General features: G+C 56.0%; 22 protein-coding genes. 13 read left to right on the top strand and 9 right to left on the bottom strand.

Annotated elements, in window-relative coordinates; all coding sequences use genetic code 11:
- Positions 1 to 194 precede the first annotated feature (194 nt).
- The 7 genes from ABVF61_RS01915 (at position 195) to ABVF61_RS01885 (ending at position 6,245) form a co-directional block, all read left to right on the top strand.
- Positions 195 to 1,067, top strand: coding sequence for a phosphate/phosphite/phosphonate ABC transporter substrate-binding protein (locus tag ABVF61_RS01915; RefSeq protein ID WP_353991836.1), 873 nt, complete (start codon positions 195 to 197; stop codon positions 1,065 to 1,067).
- On the top strand, positions 1,067 to 1,882 hold the full coding sequence (phnC, locus tag ABVF61_RS01910; protein ID WP_353991835.1) for a phosphonate ABC transporter ATP-binding protein: 816 nt from the start codon (positions 1,067 to 1,069) through the stop codon (positions 1,880 to 1,882). The genes ABVF61_RS01915 and phnC overlap by 1 nt, the downstream gene beginning before the upstream one ends.
- Complete coding sequence (gene phnE / locus ABVF61_RS01905) at positions 1,875 to 2,708, top strand: phosphonate ABC transporter, permease protein PhnE (protein WP_353991834.1); 834 nt, start codon at positions 1,875 to 1,877, stop codon at positions 2,706 to 2,708. Before phnC ends, phnE begins: the two co-directional genes overlap by 8 nt.
- The gene (locus tag ABVF61_RS01900; protein ID WP_353991833.1) at positions 2,705 to 3,382 is read left to right on the top strand and encodes a class I SAM-dependent methyltransferase; all 678 of its coding nucleotides are present in this window, start codon (positions 2,705 to 2,707) and stop codon (positions 3,380 to 3,382) included. The genes phnE and ABVF61_RS01900 overlap by 4 nt, the downstream gene beginning before the upstream one ends.
- Positions 3,383 to 3,624: 242 nt before the next feature.
- On the top strand, positions 3,625 to 5,049 hold the full coding sequence (locus ABVF61_RS01895; protein WP_353993652.1) for a TrkH family potassium uptake protein: 1,425 nt from the start codon (positions 3,625 to 3,627) through the stop codon (positions 5,047 to 5,049).
- Between the two features lie 38 nt (positions 5,050 to 5,087).
- On the top strand, positions 5,088 to 5,792 hold the full coding sequence (gene sfsA / locus ABVF61_RS01890) for a DNA/RNA nuclease SfsA (RefSeq protein WP_353991832.1): 705 nt from the start codon (positions 5,088 to 5,090) through the stop codon (positions 5,790 to 5,792).
- 186 nt (positions 5,793 to 5,978) lie between these two features.
- On the top strand, positions 5,979 to 6,245 hold the full coding sequence (locus ABVF61_RS01885) for a hypothetical protein (protein WP_353991831.1): 267 nt from the start codon (positions 5,979 to 5,981) through the stop codon (positions 6,243 to 6,245).
- A 98-nt stretch (positions 6,246 to 6,343) separates the two neighbouring features.
- On the opposite strand, the gene ABVF61_RS01880 is transcribed toward ABVF61_RS01885, so the two are convergent.
- The 5 genes from ABVF61_RS01880 to ABVF61_RS01860 all read right to left on the bottom strand — a co-directional run bounded on the left by ABVF61_RS01880 (position 6,344) and on the right by ABVF61_RS01860 (position 9,995).
- Positions 6,344 to 7,033, bottom strand: a complete 690-nt coding sequence (locus tag ABVF61_RS01880; protein WP_353991830.1) for a L,D-transpeptidase — start codon at positions 7,031 to 7,033, stop codon at positions 6,344 to 6,346.
- A 158-nt stretch (positions 7,034 to 7,191) separates the two neighbouring features.
- On the bottom strand, positions 7,192 to 7,701 hold the full coding sequence (gene gpt / locus ABVF61_RS01875; protein ID WP_299481278.1) for a xanthine phosphoribosyltransferase: 510 nt from the start codon (positions 7,699 to 7,701) through the stop codon (positions 7,192 to 7,194).
- A gap of 14 nt (positions 7,702 to 7,715) precedes the next feature.
- Positions 7,716 to 8,462 carry a competence/damage-inducible protein A gene (locus ABVF61_RS01870; RefSeq protein WP_353991829.1) on the bottom strand — a complete coding sequence of 249 codons (747 nt, stop codon included), beginning with the start codon at positions 8,460 to 8,462 and terminating at the stop codon, positions 7,716 to 7,718.
- A gap of 73 nt (positions 8,463 to 8,535) precedes the next feature.
- The gene (locus ABVF61_RS01865; protein WP_353991828.1) at positions 8,536 to 9,735 is read right to left on the bottom strand and encodes an FAD-dependent monooxygenase; all 1,200 of its coding nucleotides are present in this window, start codon (positions 9,733 to 9,735) and stop codon (positions 8,536 to 8,538) included.
- A gap of 14 nt (positions 9,736 to 9,749) precedes the next feature.
- On the bottom strand, positions 9,750 to 9,995 hold the full coding sequence (locus ABVF61_RS01860) for a zinc-finger domain-containing protein (protein ID WP_353991827.1): 246 nt from the start codon (positions 9,993 to 9,995) through the stop codon (positions 9,750 to 9,752).
- 201 nt (positions 9,996 to 10,196) lie between these two features.
- On the opposite strand from ABVF61_RS01860, the gene ABVF61_RS01855 reads away from it, so the two are divergent.
- Together ABVF61_RS01855 and ABVF61_RS01850 are read left to right on the top strand one after the other, a co-directional pair.
- Positions 10,197 to 10,952: an alpha/beta fold hydrolase gene (locus ABVF61_RS01855; RefSeq protein ID WP_353991826.1), complete on the top strand. Its 756-nt coding sequence runs from the start codon at positions 10,197 to 10,199 to the stop codon at positions 10,950 to 10,952.
- A gap of 53 nt (positions 10,953 to 11,005) precedes the next feature.
- Positions 11,006 to 11,890, top strand: coding sequence for an alpha/beta fold hydrolase (locus ABVF61_RS01850; RefSeq protein ID WP_353991825.1), 885 nt, complete (start codon positions 11,006 to 11,008; stop codon positions 11,888 to 11,890).
- 98 nt (positions 11,891 to 11,988) lie between these two features.
- Here the strand turns inward: ABVF61_RS01850 and ABVF61_RS01845 are convergent, their stop codons facing one another.
- Positions 11,989 to 12,801 carry an enoyl-CoA hydratase gene (locus ABVF61_RS01845; RefSeq protein ID WP_353991824.1) on the bottom strand — a complete coding sequence of 271 codons (813 nt, stop codon included), beginning with the start codon at positions 12,799 to 12,801 and terminating at the stop codon, positions 11,989 to 11,991.
- A 165-nt stretch (positions 12,802 to 12,966) separates the two neighbouring features.
- Here ABVF61_RS01845 and cysE point away from each other — a divergent pair, with 165 nt between their 5' ends.
- Together cysE and ABVF61_RS01835 are read left to right on the top strand one after the other, a co-directional pair.
- The gene (gene cysE, locus ABVF61_RS01840; protein ID WP_353991823.1) at positions 12,967 to 13,788 is read left to right on the top strand and encodes a serine O-acetyltransferase; all 822 of its coding nucleotides are present in this window, start codon (positions 12,967 to 12,969) and stop codon (positions 13,786 to 13,788) included.
- 117 nt (positions 13,789 to 13,905) lie between these two features.
- Positions 13,906 to 14,121 carry a DUF3126 family protein gene (locus ABVF61_RS01835; RefSeq protein ID WP_306145349.1) on the top strand — a complete coding sequence of 72 codons (216 nt, stop codon included), beginning with the start codon at positions 13,906 to 13,908 and terminating at the stop codon, positions 14,119 to 14,121.
- Between the two features lie 67 nt (positions 14,122 to 14,188).
- Here ABVF61_RS01835 and ABVF61_RS01830 read toward each other — a convergent pair whose 3' ends face one another.
- Complete coding sequence (locus ABVF61_RS01830; protein ID WP_353991822.1) at positions 14,189 to 14,899, bottom strand: hypothetical protein; 711 nt, start codon at positions 14,897 to 14,899, stop codon at positions 14,189 to 14,191.
- A gap of 212 nt (positions 14,900 to 15,111) precedes the next feature.
- Here ABVF61_RS01830 and ABVF61_RS01825 point away from each other — a divergent pair, with 212 nt between their 5' ends.
- Together ABVF61_RS01825 and ABVF61_RS01820 are read left to right on the top strand one after the other, a co-directional pair.
- The gene (locus ABVF61_RS01825) at positions 15,112 to 15,438 is read left to right on the top strand and encodes a DUF6949 family protein (RefSeq protein ID WP_353991821.1); all 327 of its coding nucleotides are present in this window, start codon (positions 15,112 to 15,114) and stop codon (positions 15,436 to 15,438) included.
- Between the two features lie 6 nt (positions 15,439 to 15,444).
- Positions 15,445 to 15,972: a gamma carbonic anhydrase family protein gene (locus tag ABVF61_RS01820; protein WP_353991820.1), complete on the top strand. Its 528-nt coding sequence runs from the start codon at positions 15,445 to 15,447 to the stop codon at positions 15,970 to 15,972.
- A 149-nt stretch (positions 15,973 to 16,121) separates the two neighbouring features.
- Here the strand turns inward: ABVF61_RS01820 and ABVF61_RS01815 are convergent, their stop codons facing one another.
- Both ABVF61_RS01815 and ABVF61_RS01810 read right to left on the bottom strand, forming a co-directional pair.
- The gene (locus ABVF61_RS01815) at positions 16,122 to 16,736 is read right to left on the bottom strand and encodes a transglutaminase-like cysteine peptidase (RefSeq protein WP_353991819.1); all 615 of its coding nucleotides are present in this window, start codon (positions 16,734 to 16,736) and stop codon (positions 16,122 to 16,124) included.
- 1,203 nt (positions 16,737 to 17,939) lie between these two features.
- Entirely contained in the window at positions 17,940 to 19,001 is a 1,062-nt protein-coding gene (locus ABVF61_RS01810; protein WP_353991818.1) for a hypothetical protein, read from the bottom strand.
- Between the last annotated feature and the right edge of the window lie 408 nt (positions 19,002 to 19,409).

The following is a 19,409-nucleotide window of genomic DNA, read 5'->3' as shown; positions in this document are numbered from 1 at the left end:
TTTGCCGTTTAATGAATAACTGAAAGAAAAATATAGAAAAAGCCGTACTGAGTAACGAAAAGGAAGAAAAAAGAGATGTTCTCCGGTGTCAAAATTCGTAAAAACTACATATTTGCTTCACATTCGGCGCTCCGGTAGTCGCTAGGGTCGCTCCGCTTTACTGGCTTGCTCTTGGCTCGTTTGGAGTTCCTATCATGCGATTTCTGAAATCCGCCGCATATGCGGTTGCAGCGCTTGCGCTTTCCGTCACATCTTCCCTTGCAGACACCTACAAATTGGCCGTTACGGATGTCGAAGGTCTTGAGCGTTTGCAGCTCGAGTGGGGCCCGTTCAAGGAAGCCCTGGAAAATGCGACCGACCATACGTTCGAGTTCTTTCCTGTCACCAGCCGCACCGCCGCTGCCGAAGCGCTGCGTGCAAAGCGGGTCGACTTCGTGGTCACCGGTCCGGCCGAGTATATCGTCATCAACAAGCTAACGGACGCGACGCCTTTGATTGGCCTCGGACGTCCGGATTACTACTGCGCCATCGTCGTGCGCGCCGACAGCGGGATCACCCGCCCGGCGGATCTGAAGGGTAAGAAAGTCGCCTTCGGCGATATCGGATCCACATCCAACATGCTTTGCCCGATGCAGCTTATGGCCGATTACGGCATCGATCCGGTCAAGGATGTCGACAAGCTGCACACCTCCCGCAACATTGCCCATGAAGCCCTGAAAAAGGGCGAAATCGAAGGCATGGGAACAAACCATAACTCCTGGGTCCGCGTGCGGAACAAGGACGAAAGTGTCCCGAACGGCTTCTTCCGCGTCATCGCGCGGTCAGGCGACTTGCCGAATGACATGCTCATGGTCGGATCGCATATCGACGCGACGGCTGCCGAGGGCGTTCGCAAGGCAATCCTCGATAACAAGGATGCCATTGTCACAGCGATCCTGCAGCACGAGGAAAACGACAAGTATAACGGCATGGATCTGGTCGCGATCGAAGATGGCGCCTACGATCTGGTTCGCTCGATGTACTCGACTGCGGGTTTTCCGCAGTATGACAAGTTCATCGGCGAATAATGGCCCAGGCCCAAGCAGACTTCGTCGGCGCGCAAGCGCCGGCAAGGTTTCCGGCACCGGTGAGCGAGGCGGGGACCTGTGATCTTATCGTTGAGGGACTGTCGAAGTCTTTCGGCGCTGACCATATGGTGCTGCGCGGTGTTTCTTTCTCGGTACGCGGTCAGGAGGCCGTTGCTCTGATTGGGTCCAACGGGGCGGGAAAATCGACCGCCCTCCGATGTGCTTTACGTCTGATCGAGCCAGATCAAGGTGCCACTCGGCTGTTCAACGAGGACGTTACCAGCGCGCGCCAGCATCGGCTGCGCAAATTGCGCGCGGACGTCGGATTTGTCTTTCAGAAACACAACCTCGTTCCGCGAGTCTCAGCGCTGACCAACGTCATTCATGGAAATCTCGGCCGGTCCGGCGGCATCAGAGGCTGGTCGCAGTTCTTTGCGCCCGTATCGCTCCGCGAACGCGCCATGCACTGCCTTGAGCGCGTCGGACTTGCGGACAAGGCGCTCCAGCGCGCCGATCAGCTTTCCGGCGGCCAGTCGCAGCGCGTCGCCATTGCCAGGGCCCTGATGCAGGACCCCAGGATGATCGTCGCCGACGAACCTGTTGCCAGTCTCGATCCGGTCGCCGGGCATGAGGTGATGGAACTGTTCCACAAGCTGACACGGGACGAAGGCATCACGCTGCTTTTCACTTCCCACAATGTCGAGCAGGCCCTCAGCTATTCCGATCGCGTATTGGCCATCAAGCAGGGTGAAATCGTTCTTGACGCCGCCAGCAACACACTGTCTTCCGCAGATCTGGGGAAACACTATGGCTGACATCGGCTACAGACCAGAGCGCGGTCTGCCTCAGCGCTTCGAGCGCCCCGGAGCATTGCGGTTCACCTTTTATGTCGCCCTGGCAGCTTTCGTGCTGTGGTCGTTTCAGGGGGCGGGCTGGTCGTTCTCGGCACTTGTTTCCGGCGGACCGGCGCTTGTCGACTTTCTTTCAAGAGCCTGGCCACCTTCGGCGGAAAGGCTTCCTCAGCTCGGCGAAGCACTGCTTGAGACGTTTCAGATGGCGCTCGCGGGCACCATCATCGGTATCGTCGTCAGCCTGCCGCTTGCCATTGTCGCGGCCAAGGGCCTGACGGGTCCGGGCATCATCAGCCGTTGCCTCTACTCCGGTTCACGTTTGTTGATTGCGCTCTTCCGAACGGTTCCTGATCTGGTGTGGGCCCTGGTTTTCGTAATCACGGTCGGGTTGGGTCCATTTGCCGGAACGCTTGCGATCGCCGTCGATACGGTCGGCTTTTGCGGCAGGTTCTTTGCTGAATCCATGGAAGATGCCGAAAAGGGTCCGAGCGAGGCACTTACGGCGGCGGGCGCCAGCAAGCTTGATACGGTCTTCTGCGCGGTCGTTCCAGCCGCGATGCCGTCTTTCATCACCACTTCCTTGTTTGCACTTGAAAAGGCGACGCGCTCCTCGGTCGTGCTCGGCCTGGTCGGAGCAGGGGGGATCGGCATCGAACTGAAAGTCGCCATGGACTTTTTTGACTACCAGCTCGCCATGACAATCATTCTGATGATCTTCGTCCTGGTGCTGTGTGTGGAGAGATTGGGCAATTTTGCCCGCAAAACGATATTGGAAGGATCGCCACGATGAGCACAAGCTACCCTGCCGACAGGACCGACACGGCACATTTCGCCTGGGACAAGCGTTGGCGAACCGAAGAAGGCCGGGCGGACTGGCTGCAGCCGAGTGAAGATGTTTCGGTGCTGATTTCCAAACTACAGCGGAAAGCCCCATTGAAGGCACTGGATTTGGGATGTGGTGTCGGCCGGCACGCGCTGGCCTTTGCCCGGGCCGGTTTCGACACACATGCGATGGATTTGTCTCAGTCAGGCCTCGACCAGCTCAACGCGAGCGCGGAGGCAAACGGCCTGGAGGTTTCAACGCACCTTGCTCCCATGACCGAGCTGCCGTTTGCGGACCAGTCCTTCGACTATGTACTCTCCTTCAATGTTATTTATCACGGCGACCCGGCGATCGTGAAAAAGGCAATCTCAGAAATTGCGCGCGTGTTGAAACCGGGTGGGCATTACCAGGGCACAATGCTTTCCAAGCGCAACGTCAATTTCGGCGTCGGTACGGAGATCGCGCCCGATACCTGGGTGAGGGAGGGTGACGACGACAAGGATCACCCGCATTTCTACTGCAACGCCAGTGAATTGGTTCAACTTTTCAATGCGTTCGAACTTATGAGCCTTGACGACAAGGAACACAGCAAGCCAGGTTCGTGGCATTGGCACATGATTGCAGAGCGGACCGGTTCCTGAGTTAAACCCCCACCAGCATCCACACTGCTTTTCTCCTCGGGAGACTGTGTGCGGTAAAGGCGGCGCTCTGTCGGCGCTGCCGGTCCGTCGACATCGATCTTCCGGGGGAAGGCTTACGGATAGCATTGGAATTCTTGCGGAAAAGCGTTAGGACGGTGAACTGGACCCTCAAAACGGGGATCCGTGCGAGGGGATGCAACGGTTTTCGGGATGAGTTCTGCTTGATTTCAATCAGACCAGTTTTGAACGTTCTCGGGTTCTTGTATGTCGGCCTTGCAACCGCCATGCTTATTCCGGCAATCGTCGATGTCGCCCAGAAAAATGCCGACTGGCAGGCCTTTGTCTTTTCAGCCCTTTTGACGGGCATGATCGGAATGCTGCTGTCGATTGCTGTTGGCGGCTCCTTGCGCGAAGGTCTGGATACCCGCCAGACCTTTATCCTGACCACATTGTCCTGGGCAACACTGCCTGCCTTTGGTGCCTTGCCGTTCCTGTGGCTTGGGATCGGTTATGCGGACGCGGTTTTTGAGGCTGTTTCGGGCTTCACGACCACAGGGTCGACTGTGCTGACAGGCCTTGACGGTCTGCCTCCGGGCCTTCTTGTCTGGCGGTCCATGCTGCAATGGATGGGTGGGGTCGGGATCATCGTCATGGCCATCGTCCTGCTGCCGTTTCTGAGGATCGGCGGTATGCAGCTTTTCCAGAGTGAGAGTTCGGACCGGTCTGAAAAAATAGTGAGCCGATCCGTGGAGCTGATCCGTCTGATCGGACTGGCCTATCTGTTTCTGACCGTGCTCTGCATCGCGGCCTATCTGGCAACGGGCATGGAGCTCTTCGACGCGTTCAACCATGCGCTGACGACGATCGCGACCGGGGGCTATTCAACGCACGATGAATCTTTCGGTTACTTCAAGAACCCGGCGTCCGGCTGGGTTGCGATTGTCTTCATGATTATCGGTGCCCTGCCGTTCGTCCTAATTATCCAGGCCCTTCGCGGCCATCCACTGCAGCTCTGGCGCGATCCTCAGGTGCGGGCCTTGCTCGGATTTCTCGCTCTCGTCTCGCTCACGCTCACGGTCTATCTCGGCATCAACATGCGCTTTCCATTTGAAGAAGCCCTGTTGCGTGCCACGTTCAACGTGGTGTCCATCGTAACGGGTACGGGATATGCCCTCGGCGATTTCTCGCAATGGGGCGCACCGGTGGTCGGGATCACGCTGTTGCTCATGTTCGTGGGTGGATGCACCGGGTCGACGACCGGCGGCATCAAGATTTTCCGTTTCCTGGTCTTCTTTGGAACCGTTCGCGCGCATCTTCGCAGGATGGTGCGTCCGCACCGGATCATGTCGGAAGAGTATGCCGGAACGCGGCTGACGCCTGAATTGTCATTCTCGGTCCTGGCCTTCCTTGTCGTCTATTTGGGGTCCGTCGGTATCATTACCGTGGCGCTTTCCTTTTTTGATCTGGATCTGGTGACCGCGATATCCGCCGCGGCGACGTCTGTCGGCAACGTCGGGCCGGGCCTCGGGCCGGTCATTGGTCCTGCCGGTCACTTCGCGCCACTCCCGGATGGCGCCAAGTGGCTGCTGTCTTTTGCCATGCTGGTAGGGCGCCTGGAACTTTTTACGGTTCTTGTCCTACTGGATCCTGATTTCTGGTCCAAATAAGCCCATAGCCTCCATCTTCTGACGTTTAGGGGAACGATATGAAATTCGCAGCACCGCTGGTAAGCGGCCGCCTCGTCAAGCGCTACAAGCGTTTCCTGGCGGACGTCATCCTGGATGCCGACGGTCGGGAAGTAACGGCTCATTGTGCCAATCCCGGTTCGATGCTGGGTTTGAAAGAGCCGGGATCGCGCGTTTGGCTTTCCCACTCGGACAATCCGAAACGGAAGCTCAAATACTCCTGGGAAATCATCGAGGCGGATGGCGCACTTGTCGGCATCAACACGGCGCACCCCAACAAGCTTGTAGAAGAGGCGATCGAAGCAGGACGTATTGAGGCGCTGAGCGGCTACGCGTCGCTGCGGCGGGAGGTCAAATACGGCAAGAACTCCCGCATCGATATCCTGCTTGAAAGTGCGGATGGACACAAAACCTATGTAGAGGTCAAGAATGTGCATCTGATGCGGCAGGCCGGTCTTGCCGAGTTCCCGGACAGCGTGACCGCGCGGGGCGCAAAACACCTGCAGGAACTTGCCGACATGGTTGCCGAAGGACACAGCGCCGTGATGGTGTTTCTCGTTCAGCGGCCTGACTGTTCCACGCTCAGCCTGGCAGCGGACATCGACCCGAACTATGCATCCGCGTTTCAGCAGGCAAAAGATGTTGGTGTTGCTGCCTATGCCATCGGCTGCGATGTCCGGCAGGACGGAATCGACGCAGTGAAGCCGGTCGCCATCAACGTCTAGGTCAAACGACGTCATCTTCCCGGGCCAATGTGTTAGTTGGCGCGCCGGCGCCCATCCTTTGTATTCAAAGTATCAGACAGCCCTGACGCTGATACAATTGAATCCGGACGCGAAGCACGATTGAAACCTCAGATTTCCATCTTCCGGTTGTCAGCAACGAAGCTGACCTAAACCAAGGAGATTGAAATGAAACTGACTGTCAAAATCTTGTCCGCCTTCGCTATCGCAACGCTTGCGTTCTCGAGCCTGCCGACCGCGGCAAATGCTGCAAACCACGTTGTCCACTGTGCGGACGGAACTGTTTACGATTTTGGTCCGGATGACGCGATCAGCGCCGAAGTTGCCTGTGCCAACCACGGTGGCATCAAGCAGACACCTTTCAAGGCATCGAAAGTCAAGCCGAACGGTTCCGGTTCAAAGGGTCTCAAAGTGAAGCGTACCAGCACGCGCTGATATCCATTCACGGATCTACTCTCTGAAAAACTTGCGCCTTGGCCCTCAATGGTCAAGGCCGCAAGCTCGCACCTGTATTGCTGAAGTTTATTGTCCGATTACACTTGGCGCACGACAATCGGTGTGCCGTTCGGAACCCGATTGTAAAGGTCTATGACGTCCTGGTGCAGCATACGTACGCACCCCGAGGAGACAGCCTTGCCGATCGACCAGGTCGCCGAGGTGCCGTGCAGACGGTAGAGCGTGTCCTTGTTGCCCTCGTAGATGTAAAGGGCGCGCGCACCAAGGGGGTTTTCCAGACCCGGTTCCATGCCGCCGCGATATTTTTCCAGCTTCGGTTCCCGCTCTATCATTTCCGCAGGTGGAAACCATTTCGGCCAGGGCCTTTTGGCAGCAATGCGCGCGCGGCCGCCCCAGGCAAATCCGGCGCGGCCGATGCCAACGCCATAGCGCATAGCTTTGCCATTCTCCATCGTCAGATAGAGAAACCGGTTCGGCGTATCGACGACGATTGTACCGGCGGGTTCTGAAGATGAATAATCGACCTGGCGGCGATAGTAGACCGGGTCGATCTTGCTGATGTCGACCGCCGGAACAGGGAAGGGCTCTTCGGGCATTGCCCGGTACATTTGAACAAAGTCCGGAGAAATGGAATCTTTGGCCGCAGGTGCCCTGGCAACGGCACGTGAGCCTGGGCGCGGCGGCAAACGCCCCGCGCTGCTTCCGGACTGGCAACCGGCGGCAAGGCCCGCTGCAAAGCACGCAAGGAACAGACGTCTGTTCAGCATTCACGATCCTGCCAAAGAATTTCAGTTTCACCGATCCGCATGGGCGGAAAGCAAATCACTCAATAGCAGGATTGTTCAGGCAGACGCGTGACAGTCAACTCCGCGGGTCGTGATAGCTGTGGGCAGTCACCACAACCGGTAAAATTCCTGCGTGCGATTTATCCAGCTGTGTCTTTTGACAGCGGCGGCTGGAACTGCCAGCCCATGTCCCAGGGGAAATAGATCCAGGTGTCCTGCGAGACCTCTGTGATGAACGTGTCGACCATGGGAACGCCGACCGGTTTTGCATAGACCGTCGCATAGTGGGCCTTCGGCAGCATTCCGCGCACCACCTTGAGGGTCTTTCCGGTGTCCACGAGATCGTCAATGACGAGAACCCCGCTGCCTTCCCCGTCTTCGAGGTCGATGACTTTCGGGTCAATCGGCTTGATGACCTTCAATTGTCCCTGATTGTCGTAGTCGTGATAGGAGGCGATGCAAACCGTTTCAATTGTCCTGATGCCAAGTTCTCGCGCCACGATGCCGGCAGGAACCAGGCCACCACGTGTGATGCAAACAATCGCTTTCCATTCGCCTTCGCTCGACAGCCGCCATGCGAGAGCGCGGGAGTCGCGGTGAAACATATCCCAGGAAACGGGGAAGGCCTTGTTTTGGGTGGAATTTTCCATTTTCAACTCGCTTTTTATGATCCCAGGATTTCCGCAACTGCTTGAGCAACATCTCTTTTGGCGGCATGCAAAATGTCTTCGTCGCGAGACCGGATGACGATCTGGGTCGTGAACTTGCCGTCGGAAGCGTTCGGATAGGAGCCGATCAGCGTATCGGGATGCGCTTCCTGGATCGCGGCCAGCCGGTCGGCTATCCGGCTTTCCGGCATATCGGCGGCAACTGTCTCGGAGAGCATCTTCTTGCCGGTTTTCAAGGTAGGCGAAATGGCATCCATCATCGCCTGCATGATTGAAGGAACGCCCGCCATGACATGCACGTTTTCAATCCTGAAACCGGGTGCTTTCGACACCTTGTTCTCGATAAGGTCCGCGCCCTCCGGGATCCGTGCCATCCGCTGACGCGCCGGCGTAAACTGACCGGGCGCATAATGCGTCTCAAGAAGCGTCACGGCGCGCGGGTCGAGGTTGAGCGGAACATCAAAGGCGGCTGCGACACTTTCGGCGGTGATGTCGTCGTGGGTAGGGCCGATGCCACCGGAGGTAAAGACATAAGTGTATTTCGAGCGCAAAGCGTTTACAGCCAGAACGATCTCGTCACGCTCGTCCGGAACAACCCGGACTTCTTTCAGGTCGATCCCAAGAGAAGTCATGTAATCTGCGACGAAACCGATGTTCTTGTCTTTGGTGCGGCCGCTCAGGATCTCGTCTCCAATAACCAGAAACGCAGCCGTTACAACGTCATCTGCCTTCTGTCCGGTCATTGTCGCTCTCCCTGAAACCTGGATTGGGTTTGGCTTTATCTCAGCTTTTAACGCGGCTCAAGCGAAACAAGATCTATTGATCAGGGGTCCAGCCATAAATCCGGTCGAAACGCTCCGCGAGGCGTTTCGGCTTCGTGAGGCGCAGCACGGTGTCGCGAGCGAGCGCCATGGGTCCGGAGAAGTGGAACGTTTTGGCGTTGCCGTGCGAAATGCCCTGTACATGGGCGGCACGTGGTTTGCGATCCCGTTCGAAAGATCTGAGTGCAGACGAGATATTTGCAACATCCTGCGGCAAGTGTTTGGCAAGAATTGCAGCGTCTTCGATTGCCATCGCCGCTCCTTGAGCCATGAATGGCAACATGGCGTGGGCGGCATCGCCCATCAGTGCAATATGGCCGTGTGTCCAGGGCCCGGACGCATCTACGCTGCACAAGGCCCATTTAAGCCACTGGTTCGGGGTATTGAGCAGGTTTCGCGTTTCTGCAGGCCAATCCTTGAAGACCCGCAAGACCGCGTCCTTGTCCGCTTCTGCCGACCAGGTTTCATCACTCCAGTCTTCTTTGGCCAGGGCAACGATATTGAGCTCACGTCCACCGCGTATCGGATAGTGCACGAGATGCGAATCCTTGTGCAGCCAAAGTCCGGTGTCGCGGGCGAATTTCGGGTCGACCTGATCCATTGGAACGGTCGCACGATAGGCGACCTGGCCGCTGAAACGGGCGTTCCTGTGACCGGGAACATGACGCCTCGTCTTGGACCAGACACCATCGGCCCCAATCAGCGCCTTGCAGCTCAGATTACCGGTTTCGTCGTTCTCGCGGTAAATGCAGACCAGGTGGTCGTAGGGCGATGCTGTCAAATCCCGGACTTCACACGAAAGACGCAACGAAATCCCGTGTGTCTCCTTTACCCGCTCGAGCAGGACCCGCTGCAGATCTGCGCGATGGATCACCCAGAACGGGTTGCCATGGCGTTCGTGTATGAATTTTCCGAGCTCAACACGGGCAAGTTGGTGTCCCGAATTCGCCGACCAGATCCGGAGCCCGTCGGGCGCATAGGCAAAGGGCTCAAGATCCTCGAGGATACCAAGCCCAGACAGCACGGAACATGCATTCGGCGAGAGCTGAAGACCTGCGCCCACTTCGGATATTTCCCTGGCGCGTTCCAGAATCACAATTTCATGTCCCTGGCGCTGCAACGCCAAGGCCGCCGTCAGGCCTCCTATGCCGCCGCCTGCAATGACAATCGGATGCGCGTCGTCTGTGTCGGTCATCGGACGCTCTCGTCTCAGGCGGCTTCCGGCGTCCAGTTGCAGTCGTTCGGGGACGATTCATCGGCCCCAAGCGTCGGATCAAACTTGTAGAGCGTGGAGCAATAGGGGCAGACGATTTCGTTTTCTGTGCCCATATCGAGAAAGATATGAGGGTGATCAAACGGCGGTCTTGCGCCGATGCACATGAATTGACGCGCGCCGATCGCAATTGAATCGTGTCCGCTGGTGTTTTGAAAGTGCGGGACAACCTGATCCGCCATTGCCACAAACCTCTTCATTCGCGGGGCTGTGCCCCGACACGGAATTTCGGTGACCATACCCATTCGAATATGGAAAGGGTAGAGGCTTAACTGCCGCATTCCGACATTTGTTAAGCACACTGCATTTCTTCTTTGCAAACGGGGAATATCCACCTACGATTGGATCAAGTATGTTTTCCGTTTACGTAAAGGTCATGCACGATGGCGCATGTTGAGGTTGGGGGAGTCAAGATTGCCTATCTTGACGAAGGTGAGGGGGATCCGATCCTGCTCATTCACGGATTTGCTTCGAACAAACAGGTGAACTGGCAGTATCCGGGCTGGGTCGACATCCTGGTCCAGAATGACCGTCGCGTGATCGCAATCGACAATCGCGGGCACGGAGAGAGTGAAAAACTCTATGATCCGGCGGACTACGGTGCCCCTCTGATGGCGGAAGACGCAAAGGGTGTCCTGGATCACCTGGAAATCGAGACAGCCGATGTCATGGGCTATTCCATGGGCGCCCGGATATCGGCCTTTTTGACGCTCAATCACCCTGACCGCGTCCGCAGAGCAATTTTCAGCGGCCTTGGCTATGGAATGGTCGCAGGTGTCGGGGATCCGGAACCGATCGCATCCGCTCTTGAAACGGACCGCATCCAGGACATCAACGACCGCACCGGCCGGGCCTTTCGTGCATTTGCCGATCAAACCGGGTCCGACCGGCTGGCGCTTGCGGCCTGCATGCGTTCATCGCGGCAGAAAATCAGCGAAGAAGACGTTGCAAACATCGACAGACCGGTTCTGGTCGCTGTCGGGACAAAAGACGAAATCGCCGGGTCGCCACACAAACTCGCCGACCTGATCCCGCATGCCGAAGTACTGGAAATTCCCGGACGTGATCACATGGTCGCGGTGGGCGACAAGGTGCACAAGCAGGGCGTTCTGGCCTTCCTGAACAACGTGGAGGCCTGACGGCTCGCGACACACGGGTGGGCGAAAGCTGCAGTGGTTTACCTGGAGGATCTATGGGACCGAAACGTGTCGAGTTTCAGGGAGCGGAAAAGAACAGCCTGATCGCGGACCGCTACGGCGAGGGCGAGCAGCCTGTTGTTCTGTTGCACGGCGGTGGGCAAACGCGCCATTCCTGGAATGCCGCGGCAACACGGATTGCAACGCTCGGGCACCCGGTCTACTCGCTGGATCAGCGTGGTCACGGCGAGAGTGAGTGGGTTTCCTCAGAACAATATGGCTTCATAGATTTCGCCAGGGATCTTGTGGCAGTCACCCGCCAGGTTTTTGCCATGCATCGGGCAAAACCGGTTGTTGTCGGCGCTTCGCTCGGCGGATTTGCCGGTATGCTTGCAGAAGGGCAGGAAAATCCCGGTGGACTGTCGGCGCTCGTCCTTGTTGACATTACACCTCGCATCGACATGGGTGGGGTCAGCAAGATCATCGGCTTCATGGGAGACCGGGTCGATGAAGGTTTTGCCGACGTCGCGGAAGCGGCTGATGCGATTGCCCGCTATCTGCCGGATCGCGCGAAACCGAAAGATCTTTCCGGGCTTTCCAAGAACTTGCGTCTCCACGAAGACGGCCGCTACCGCTGGCACTGGGATCCGGCGTTCCTGAAGTCCCGGCAGCACCGTGACCCTGCGCTGGCCGAAAAGATCCAGGCCAACATGCTGGCGGCCGCCGGCAATCTGTCGCTGCCGGTTTTGCTGATCCGCGGACGGAATTCGGAGCTTGTTTCCATGGACCACGTCCAGGAGTTTCTCGACCATGTCCCGCATGCGAAATTCACGGATATCCAAGATGCAGGGCACATGGTTGCCGGCGACAAAAACGACGTCTTTGCCGCAGCTGTCGAGGACTTTCTGATTGATCTCAAGACAAATTCTCAGGTTGCCTAAAATTGTTCACTTGCAATGTTTTACCTCAATGTCTTTTGGTTTTGATTTAAATAAGTGTGACACCGAAAGGCGCTTGAGCAGTTTTGAGGGTCCGGCTCTCAGAAGCCTTTGAAATGCGGCTTTCGTTTTTCCAAAAAGGCGCGACACCCTTCGCGGTAATCCGCGCTTTCGATGCAGCGCTCTGCAATCAGTCTGTGTTGTTCAAGTTCCATATGGACTGATTGCCCGGAAATCTGGTCGATAGCGCGTTTCGCAGCAGCGATGGACAATGGTGCATTTGCGCAAATGGTGGCGCAGAGCGTGTCGACACGATCTCTTAGGTCTTCCGGTTCCGTTACCTCGTTGATCAATCCCATGCCGAGTGCCGCGTCAGCAGTAAAGCGGTCACCTGTGTAAAGGATCCACTTTGCGTCAGAGGCGGACACTGCACTCAAGAGAGCGCCCAATGCATCTGGAGGATAGGCCAAACCGAGTTTGGCGGCGGGGATCCCGAAGAATGCGGTTTTGGACGCAATCCGCAGGTCGCAGGAAAGCGCCAGTCCGAGACCGCCTCCCAGGCAAGGTCCCTCTATTTCGGCGACGGTCGGGACGGGAAACGACTTGAGCGCCTTGAAGGCGGCGACATTGATTTCGTCGTAGCGCATGGCAGCAGCGGGCGTTGAGCGAGTTTCTTCAAACTCCGAGATGTCCGCTCCTGCACAGAAGCTTTTGTTGCCTGCGCCTTTCAACACACACACCCGGATGTCTTCAGCTTCCCTTATCTGGTCTATCAGATCTGGAATGCGTGCCCAGGCAGCAAGTGACAGCGCGTTTTTGCGCTCCGGTGCATTCAGTATGATTTCGGCGATCCGGCCATTGAATTTCACGAAGGGGTTCTCGCCCTTTCCCTGATTTCGTTCACTTTCGGCCATTCTTTTCCTCTATGCCATTTCTCAGGAGAGCCGGTATCCGGAAACTTAACGTTTCGGGTTTCATAAAAAGGCTTCATATCTGATATCACCAAGTTTCATTTTGGAATATCAGTCGACAGTCCTATCTTAGTGGACCGTTGTGACGGCTTGAAAAGGAGACAGCCAATGTCGGCACCGATACCTAAGTCCGACGTGAAGCGCGTTCCGACACATGACCCGGTCTGGCAGCAATTGCGCGAAGAAGCGCAGCAGATGGTTGCTTCGGAGCCTGCCCTTTCTTCGTTCGTGTACGAAACCGTACTCAATCATGACAGTCTCGAAGAAGCGGTGCTCCACCGGCTTGGAGATCGCCTGGGGCGGGATGTCGTTTCGGCTTCGCTCATCCGCCAGACTTATCTGGAGGCACTGGCCGACGAGCCCGAGCTTGCGAAGATCTTCCGTGTCGACATTGTTGCCGTGTTCGACCGCGACCCGGCATGCTTCCGCTACCTTGAGCCGGTTCTCTATTTCAAGGGCTTTCACGGGCTTCAGACACATCGCCTTGCAAACTGGCTGTGGCGCAAGGGCCGCAGGGATTTTGCGCTTTATCTTCAGAGCCGGGCGTCCGAAGTGTTTCAAATCGACATCCATCCGGCAGTTCCCGTCGGCCGCGGTATCTTTATCGACCACGGAACAGGCATCGTTGTGGGTGGCACTGCCGCGATCGGTGATGACGTCTCGATCTTGCAGGGTGTGACGCTCGGTGGAACCGGCAAGGAGGGTGGTGACCGCCATCCGAAAATCCGTCACGGTGTTTTGATCGGCGCTGGCGCTAAGGTGCTGGGAAATCTGGAGATTGGCCATTGCTCCCGGATCGCTGCCGGCTCTGTTGTCTTGTCGGATGTTCCGGAAAACACGACTGTTGCAGGAGTTCCGGCCAGGATTGTCGGCAAGGCGGGTTGTCCTGAACCCGCGCGCAGCATGAACCAGCTGCTCGGCGACAATTAGGTCACGGTCAGGCAAAAAGGAAGCGGGGGAAAAATTGCGGAAAGGGTTTGGCATTTAGGGCTGGTCTTATACGGTCCACGCGACTAAATAGCAGACGGCATTGACAAGGAGAGCGCCGTGAAACCCGATGAAATCCGCAAGATCGAAGCTTACCTGCGTATGAAGTTCGAGCTGCCGAGCATTCAGGTGCGGGCTCGTCCGCGCAAGGACGATTCTGCAGAAGTCTATATCGGCGAAGAGTTCATCGGCGTCATTTTCCGCGACGACGAAGACGAAGACCTCAGCTGGAATTTCCAGATGGCTATTCTGGAAATTGATCTGGACGAAGTCTGATCTGCCAAGTGCGATTACAAAAAAGGCGGCTTTTCCGAAGAAAAGGCGCCTTTTTTGTTTGTCCTGCCTAGCCTGATCGAAACGCCGTCACTTTTTCAATGATGGCGCTGTCAATGTGCCGCCATTCCCGAAGTAAGTACTGATCAAAGCGATATCTCAGTTCCAGACCGGACGATAGCACGATCGCGCGGTGGCACGTTGCGTCCCGGCCCGATCCGGTTTTCTGACAGCGGGCGATAAACCCGCCGGGCTTTTCAGGGTCATATGCAATGAGGTCTCTTCCGGCTGCACCCCTTGCAGACAAGCGCAGGATCTTGAGACCGTTCGGCCCGTTTAGTTCACCCCCGCGTGCCAGCCGGCGGTAGAACGGGTCCAACCGGGCCCGCATGCTTTCGCGACCCGGATTGAATTCAAGCTCAACGACCAATACCTGATCGTGCAGACCGTAATGCGCGAGGCTGCCCGAATGTGCCGGTTCAAGGTCTGGCCATGTCATGGAGAGTTTCAAAGCGGACACACTACTGCCGCCAGCTTGTGCCGCGACGCGCTGCCTGCGCATCGCAATGTACTCCGCGGGCAGATTGAAACCTGCCTGCCCGACCTGGATGGAAACCGGACCTGTCGCCGTTGAAAAAGCATCCTGTGCATTCCAGTTCCGGGTCCAGTAAGCAACCCGGTCTGCAATGTAGGCGGCGCTCAGGAGAACAATTGCAAGAACCAATGCCGTGAACCGGCGGGGCTTGATGCCGCTTGCGACCGGGAGAGACATCGGGATCACCGGAAAATCTCCTGATCACCGAGTGCCCATCGATGGCACACACTGTACCGAAACGGAACATCTGTCCCGATTAAGGATATCCTTGAGGTCGCCCCATGTGGTCCGAAATGCGGATTTTTGCCCATTTGCCCGTCCGGCACAGTCTTTGCTGTTGACCGTTTAGAGATTGTTAATCACTTTCCAAGTGCTGAGTTAATAAGAGGTTAACGGGCGTGTTCTTCGATCTACTTCTCGTTGGATATATAGCGAGCGCGGGCTTTGTCGCGGCGGGAGTTCTCGGGACTCTTTATCAACTCGTCACCAAGCAACCTCCGAAATTTTCGTTCTCCGGTGAAAACGTATTCGCCTTTCTGGTTGAGGTGTTCCTGTGCGTCTTTGCGGGTCCCTTCATCATCATGCGCAACGCTATTCGCGGGCGTAGAATTGAGAAACGGCCGCTTGGCTGGCTGGTTGCCTCGTCCACAATCGCCGGAATGTGGAGCATGTGCTCGGGCATCATGGTCATGAATGTCGCGCTTATCGTTGCCGGATACACCTGAGGTCCAATGCCGATCTATACACTGGACGACCGGTCACCTTCCTTTCCTGCAAGCGACGCTTGTTGGGTCGCTCCGACCGCGACGCTCATCGGCGACATCAGACTGAGCGAAGAAGCCAGTGTCTGGTTCGGTGCTGTGTTGCGGGGAGACAATGAACCGGTGACGATCGGAGCGCGTTCTAACGTGCAGGACGGATGCGTGTTCCATACCGACATGGGTTTTCCGCTCACAATCGGTGCCGACTGCACCATTGGCCACAATGCGATTCTTCACGGCTGCACAATCCACGACAACGCGTTGGTCGGTATGGGAGCGACGATCCTGAACGGCGCTGTTATCGGCTCTAACTGCATCATTGGCGCGAACGCACTTGTCAGCGAGGGCAAGGTCATTCCGGACAATTCGCTTGTTGTCGGCGTACCAGGCAAAGTGGTGAAGACCTTGGCGGAGGATGCAGCGGAAAACATTCGCTTGTCAGCTGCCGGATACGTGCGGAACTGGAAGCGTTACAAGGCGGGTTTGTCGGAAAGATAAATCTACGGCACCAATCTGCGCGACTGGAAAAGACGGGAACCGGCCTGCGGGGGCGGGCCGGTTCCCTGGATCCGGTCGTGGTAGGGATGGGGAGGGTGGGGACGCGACCGGATCGTCCTGACGGCCTTATGAGGGGCCGATCCCTATCCTTATCGAGATACGCTGCTGACTGTGGTCACGCGTGTATCGGAAATGCCTGTCCACTTGACGGGCGAACTTGCTGACTGACGCTTGATGTAGCGATAAGGCGTCGAATACCAGGGCAGAACGGCCTCGATCTGGTTGTCCAGGATCATATCGCCGTGGTCCGTCCGGACTGTCAGCACCGCATGGCCGGAATTGGACACATCCTTGGCAACAGTGATCAGCAGCGCGCTTTTCGGCCAACCGGCTTCGATCAGCACACGTTGCTTTTCCAGGACGTATTCCTCGCAATCGCCATACCCGTTTACCGGATAGGACCAGTGCTCAACCGTGCCGAAAAGATCGTCGTCCGTCATCGGCCGGATGCGGCGGTTGACCTCTGCGTTGATCGCAATCAACTGGTTCCAGCGTGCTTCATCCAGTTTGACGACAACGGGCTCATACTGTTCCTGCGGGCAAGCCGAACGGTTGTCGCGGCAAAACTGTTTGTGACCGATCGGCGCCTTCACAGCGGCTTTCATATCCATGAACCGTCCAGGGTCCGCGAGCGCCGGTGTTCCCGCAACGATCCCGGTGAAAGCTATCGTGAATGCAAACAGTGCTTTTCCAAGTAATTTCATCGTAACGCCCTCCCCAAGGCTGACGTACGATGACCTATTGCTTTTTATTTCGCGAAAATGATCGAAGTAAAAGCTAATTTATACTTTAATCAACTTTGATTTTAATTTGAATAAAATAAAATATGCTTTTTAAGCGTGTTTGAATCTAAGTTTACTAAAATTGTATCGATCTTCTGGAAGTGATTGGTACTATTAGAGAATTGGGCTTTTTGTATCAAAACGACCGAGTGTTTTCCTGGCGCCAAGACGCTTTCTACCAATGCCAAGCCAGACACATTTGCTGGTATTTTGCGCTGACAAAAATGTTTCCGTGAACGTGATTTTTTGCGGAAAGAACGGTTTCGGTTTGTACCAGGAGCGAGGAACGCACTGCAAAAGCGGATGTCGTTCATAAGAAACAACAAGCTGCGTTTGGCCGATGGTAGAAAAGAGCGAGCGCTTGCATACCTCGAACCGATACGGAACGCATTACAGTTTTTACTTTGCGAGAAAATTGAGACGGAGAGGGATCAGTTGGATTTTGTTTTTTATCTCATACCCGCCGTATTTCTTGTCTGGCTCAATCTCATTGCGAGCCACAGGCTTAAGCGGTCAGCGGCCTATACAAAAGAGCAAAAGAGGTATCAGCTTTTGGCCATCTGGTGTCTGCCGGTGATCGGCGCCTTGCTCATTCTAGGCGTAATCTGGTCGGATGCATCGGTGTCAAGATCGAGAACCGCGGGGGCCAGAAGCCACTCTTCTATTGGCGGTGTCTTCGTGTCTGCGTTCCTTTTGGACTTTTCTTATAATTCAAAGAGCTCAGTCGAGGACAACGCATCCGAAATACACATTGATGGCGGAGGAGGTGGTGGTGGTGACCTCTAAGGCTTAGGCCCTCCGGTTATCTGGCTGGTTTCTCGCCTCCACTTTGGAACCAGCATGACCTTCCTTCTTGCCCGTATTGCGACTTTCAGACGCCTGTTGGGCCATGAGTACTAGGCAAATGCGGCTTCCGGCAAAGAAAACGGCGTGTTCGATATTTTGAAGGGAAAGCAAATTACCTTCCAACAAACCGTAGGACAAATGACGACTTATACCAGGCTGAATTCTGCTACCAGCTAGCGTAAGTTGATTGAGGCATTGGGGGCACTTTGCAGGAATGAAGTCGCATTTCTTAGCGCTGAGCGGGCGCTTTGCTCCCGCTCAATCGCTTTTTCAGAGGTCTCAGAAACCGATCGCTTCCTTCAATTTTTCTTCAATGTTTTCCACGATCGCGTCCTTTACGTCATCTTTGAGCGGTGTCTCGTGAATGTTGCGCTCCAGCAAGCGGGACGAGGACAGCTCGCGTGAGAGATAGTACGCAACCGCCTGTCCGCCGAATCCCTTCGAGAAATTGGCCTTCTGTTGATAGACCGGGTTTACGCCCTGGAGGCCATAACGACGTGCACGTTCCATCAGGCCCATCACGAACTGATATCGCTGCAGCCCGCTCATCTGGCGAGCGCGTAACAGACCGGCGTCATAAAACTCCTTTGCACCCGGCAGCTTGTCGTGAAGGGGGTAGGTGTGCCCGTCGAAGAGTTCCGCCGCCACGCCATTCGCGAATGCTTCATAATATTTCATGCGCAGTTGACGAACCCGATCGTTTTCCGGATGCAGTTCCTTGAGTGGCTTGAGCAAACTTTTTGCCAGAATTTCGTGCGGCGAAAGGAGATCTTTGCCACCACCGAATGCTTCGCCCACGATAAAGTCGGTCAATTCCTTCTGGAAATTGAAGTCCTGTGAGTTCGGGACATGATCCTGAACGCGGCGGTAAATGAACTCTCGTGCTTCCACGACGAGTTTCTCCCCTTCCGGAATGTCGATGTTGCGCTTGTCCCACCGCTTATCGAGGATCGTACGCCTGCGACGGCGCTCCTCGTCCTTGTGGGCGCGTTCCACCACGTGGTTGATCAAGGCGTCTCTAAACGGGGCCAGAATGAGCCCAGGCGTAGCGCCATCAAACATGAAGTTGAAGCCGTGGGGACCAGGTTTGTGGCAGCCGACATATTCTTTCAGATACCAGTTGATCTCCGCAGGATCGTAAGTCTCGAAGTTGGCATAGGCCACCTCTTCTGCGGGGATACCGTCGCAGAGTTTGCCGATCGTCTCCCAGCTGTCACCGGTATCGACTTTGATGACGGTTCCGCACTTTACCCAGACACCGTTGCGCTTCTGATGCTCACGGTTGTGGGGAAAGAATTCTTTGGGGATGGGGTTTTCAGGCCTTTTAATTTGCACGCGCATCAGATGACTACCTCTTATCCGAGCATTGTTTATCTCTTATTGGGAGGCAGAAAGTAGTCAGATTGCCAGAACGCACCCGTGTCGCGTGTCACTCGCAATTCGTCATTTGTGATCACATTCATTCGCGGTGTTGCAGGGTTTCATAGTGGCACGTTTTCCGCGACCGAGAGGTGGCTGATAAGTCGCGCAGTAAAGCTTCAAGTTCATTTTCGGATTCGCGTCTTTCTGACTCCGATCAAGGTGACCAGCCCAGCAATCCGATCTCCGGGTTTCTTGACCGGCATTTCAGTAACTGTGCGCGCACGCAAATCAGGAGACCCGAGCTTGTCAGACCTTGTGGTTCCAGCTCCAAGGCGATAGCGCGGCACGCTCGACTGTTGCCAATTTCGGCTTAAGAAGTGGCACAGA

It is taken from the genome of Roseibium sp. HPY-6 (assembly GCF_040530035.1).
Taxonomy (GTDB): domain Bacteria; phylum Pseudomonadota; class Alphaproteobacteria; order Rhizobiales; family Stappiaceae; genus Roseibium.
Note: the sequence above shows the minus strand (reverse complement) of the source record. Positions and strands in the feature narration are given on the sequence as shown.

Bases quoted from the DNA above. Each gene is read 5' to 3' on its own strand.
- ABVF61_RS01915 (WP_353991836.1), top strand. From the start codon at position 195: ATGCGATTTCTGAAATCCGCCGCATATGCGGTTGCAGCGCTTGCGCTT.
- phnC (WP_353991835.1), top strand. From the start codon at position 1,067: ATGGCCCAGGCCCAAGCAGACTTCGTCGGCGCGCAAGCGCCGGCAAGG.
- phnE (WP_353991834.1), top strand. From the start codon at position 1,875: ATGGCTGACATCGGCTACAGACCAGAGCGCGGTCTGCCTCAGCGCTTC.
- ABVF61_RS01900 (WP_353991833.1), top strand. From the start codon at position 2,705: ATGAGCACAAGCTACCCTGCCGACAGGACCGACACGGCACATTTCGCC.
- sfsA (WP_353991832.1), top strand. From the start codon at position 5,088: ATGAAATTCGCAGCACCGCTGGTAAGCGGCCGCCTCGTCAAGCGCTAC.
- ABVF61_RS01885 (WP_353991831.1), top strand. From the start codon at position 5,979: ATGAAACTGACTGTCAAAATCTTGTCCGCCTTCGCTATCGCAACGCTT.
- ABVF61_RS01880 (WP_353991830.1), bottom strand. From the start codon at position 7,033: ATGCTGAACAGACGTCTGTTCCTTGCGTGCTTTGCAGCGGGCCTTGCC.
- gpt (WP_299481278.1), bottom strand. From the start codon at position 7,701: ATGGAAAATTCCACCCAAAACAAGGCCTTCCCCGTTTCCTGGGATATG.
- ABVF61_RS01870 (WP_353991829.1), bottom strand. From the start codon at position 8,462: ATGACCGGACAGAAGGCAGATGACGTTGTAACGGCTGCGTTTCTGGTT.
- ABVF61_RS01865 (WP_353991828.1), bottom strand. From the start codon at position 9,735: ATGACCGACACAGACGACGCGCATCCGATTGTCATTGCAGGCGGCGGC.
- ABVF61_RS01860 (WP_353991827.1), bottom strand. From the start codon at position 9,995: ATGGCGGATCAGGTTGTCCCGCACTTTCAAAACACCAGCGGACACGAT.
- ABVF61_RS01855 (WP_353991826.1), top strand. From the start codon at position 10,197: ATGGCGCATGTTGAGGTTGGGGGAGTCAAGATTGCCTATCTTGACGAA.
- ABVF61_RS01850 (WP_353991825.1), top strand. From the start codon at position 11,006: ATGGGACCGAAACGTGTCGAGTTTCAGGGAGCGGAAAAGAACAGCCTG.
- ABVF61_RS01845 (WP_353991824.1), bottom strand. From the start codon at position 12,801: ATGGCCGAAAGTGAACGAAATCAGGGAAAGGGCGAGAACCCCTTCGTG.
- cysE (WP_353991823.1), top strand. From the start codon at position 12,967: ATGTCGGCACCGATACCTAAGTCCGACGTGAAGCGCGTTCCGACACAT.
- ABVF61_RS01820 (WP_353991820.1), top strand. From the start codon at position 15,445: ATGCCGATCTATACACTGGACGACCGGTCACCTTCCTTTCCTGCAAGC.
- ABVF61_RS01815 (WP_353991819.1), bottom strand. From the start codon at position 16,736: ATGAAATTACTTGGAAAAGCACTGTTTGCATTCACGATAGCTTTCACC.
- ABVF61_RS01810 (WP_353991818.1), bottom strand. From the start codon at position 19,001: ATGCGCGTGCAAATTAAAAGGCCTGAAAACCCCATCCCCAAAGAATTC.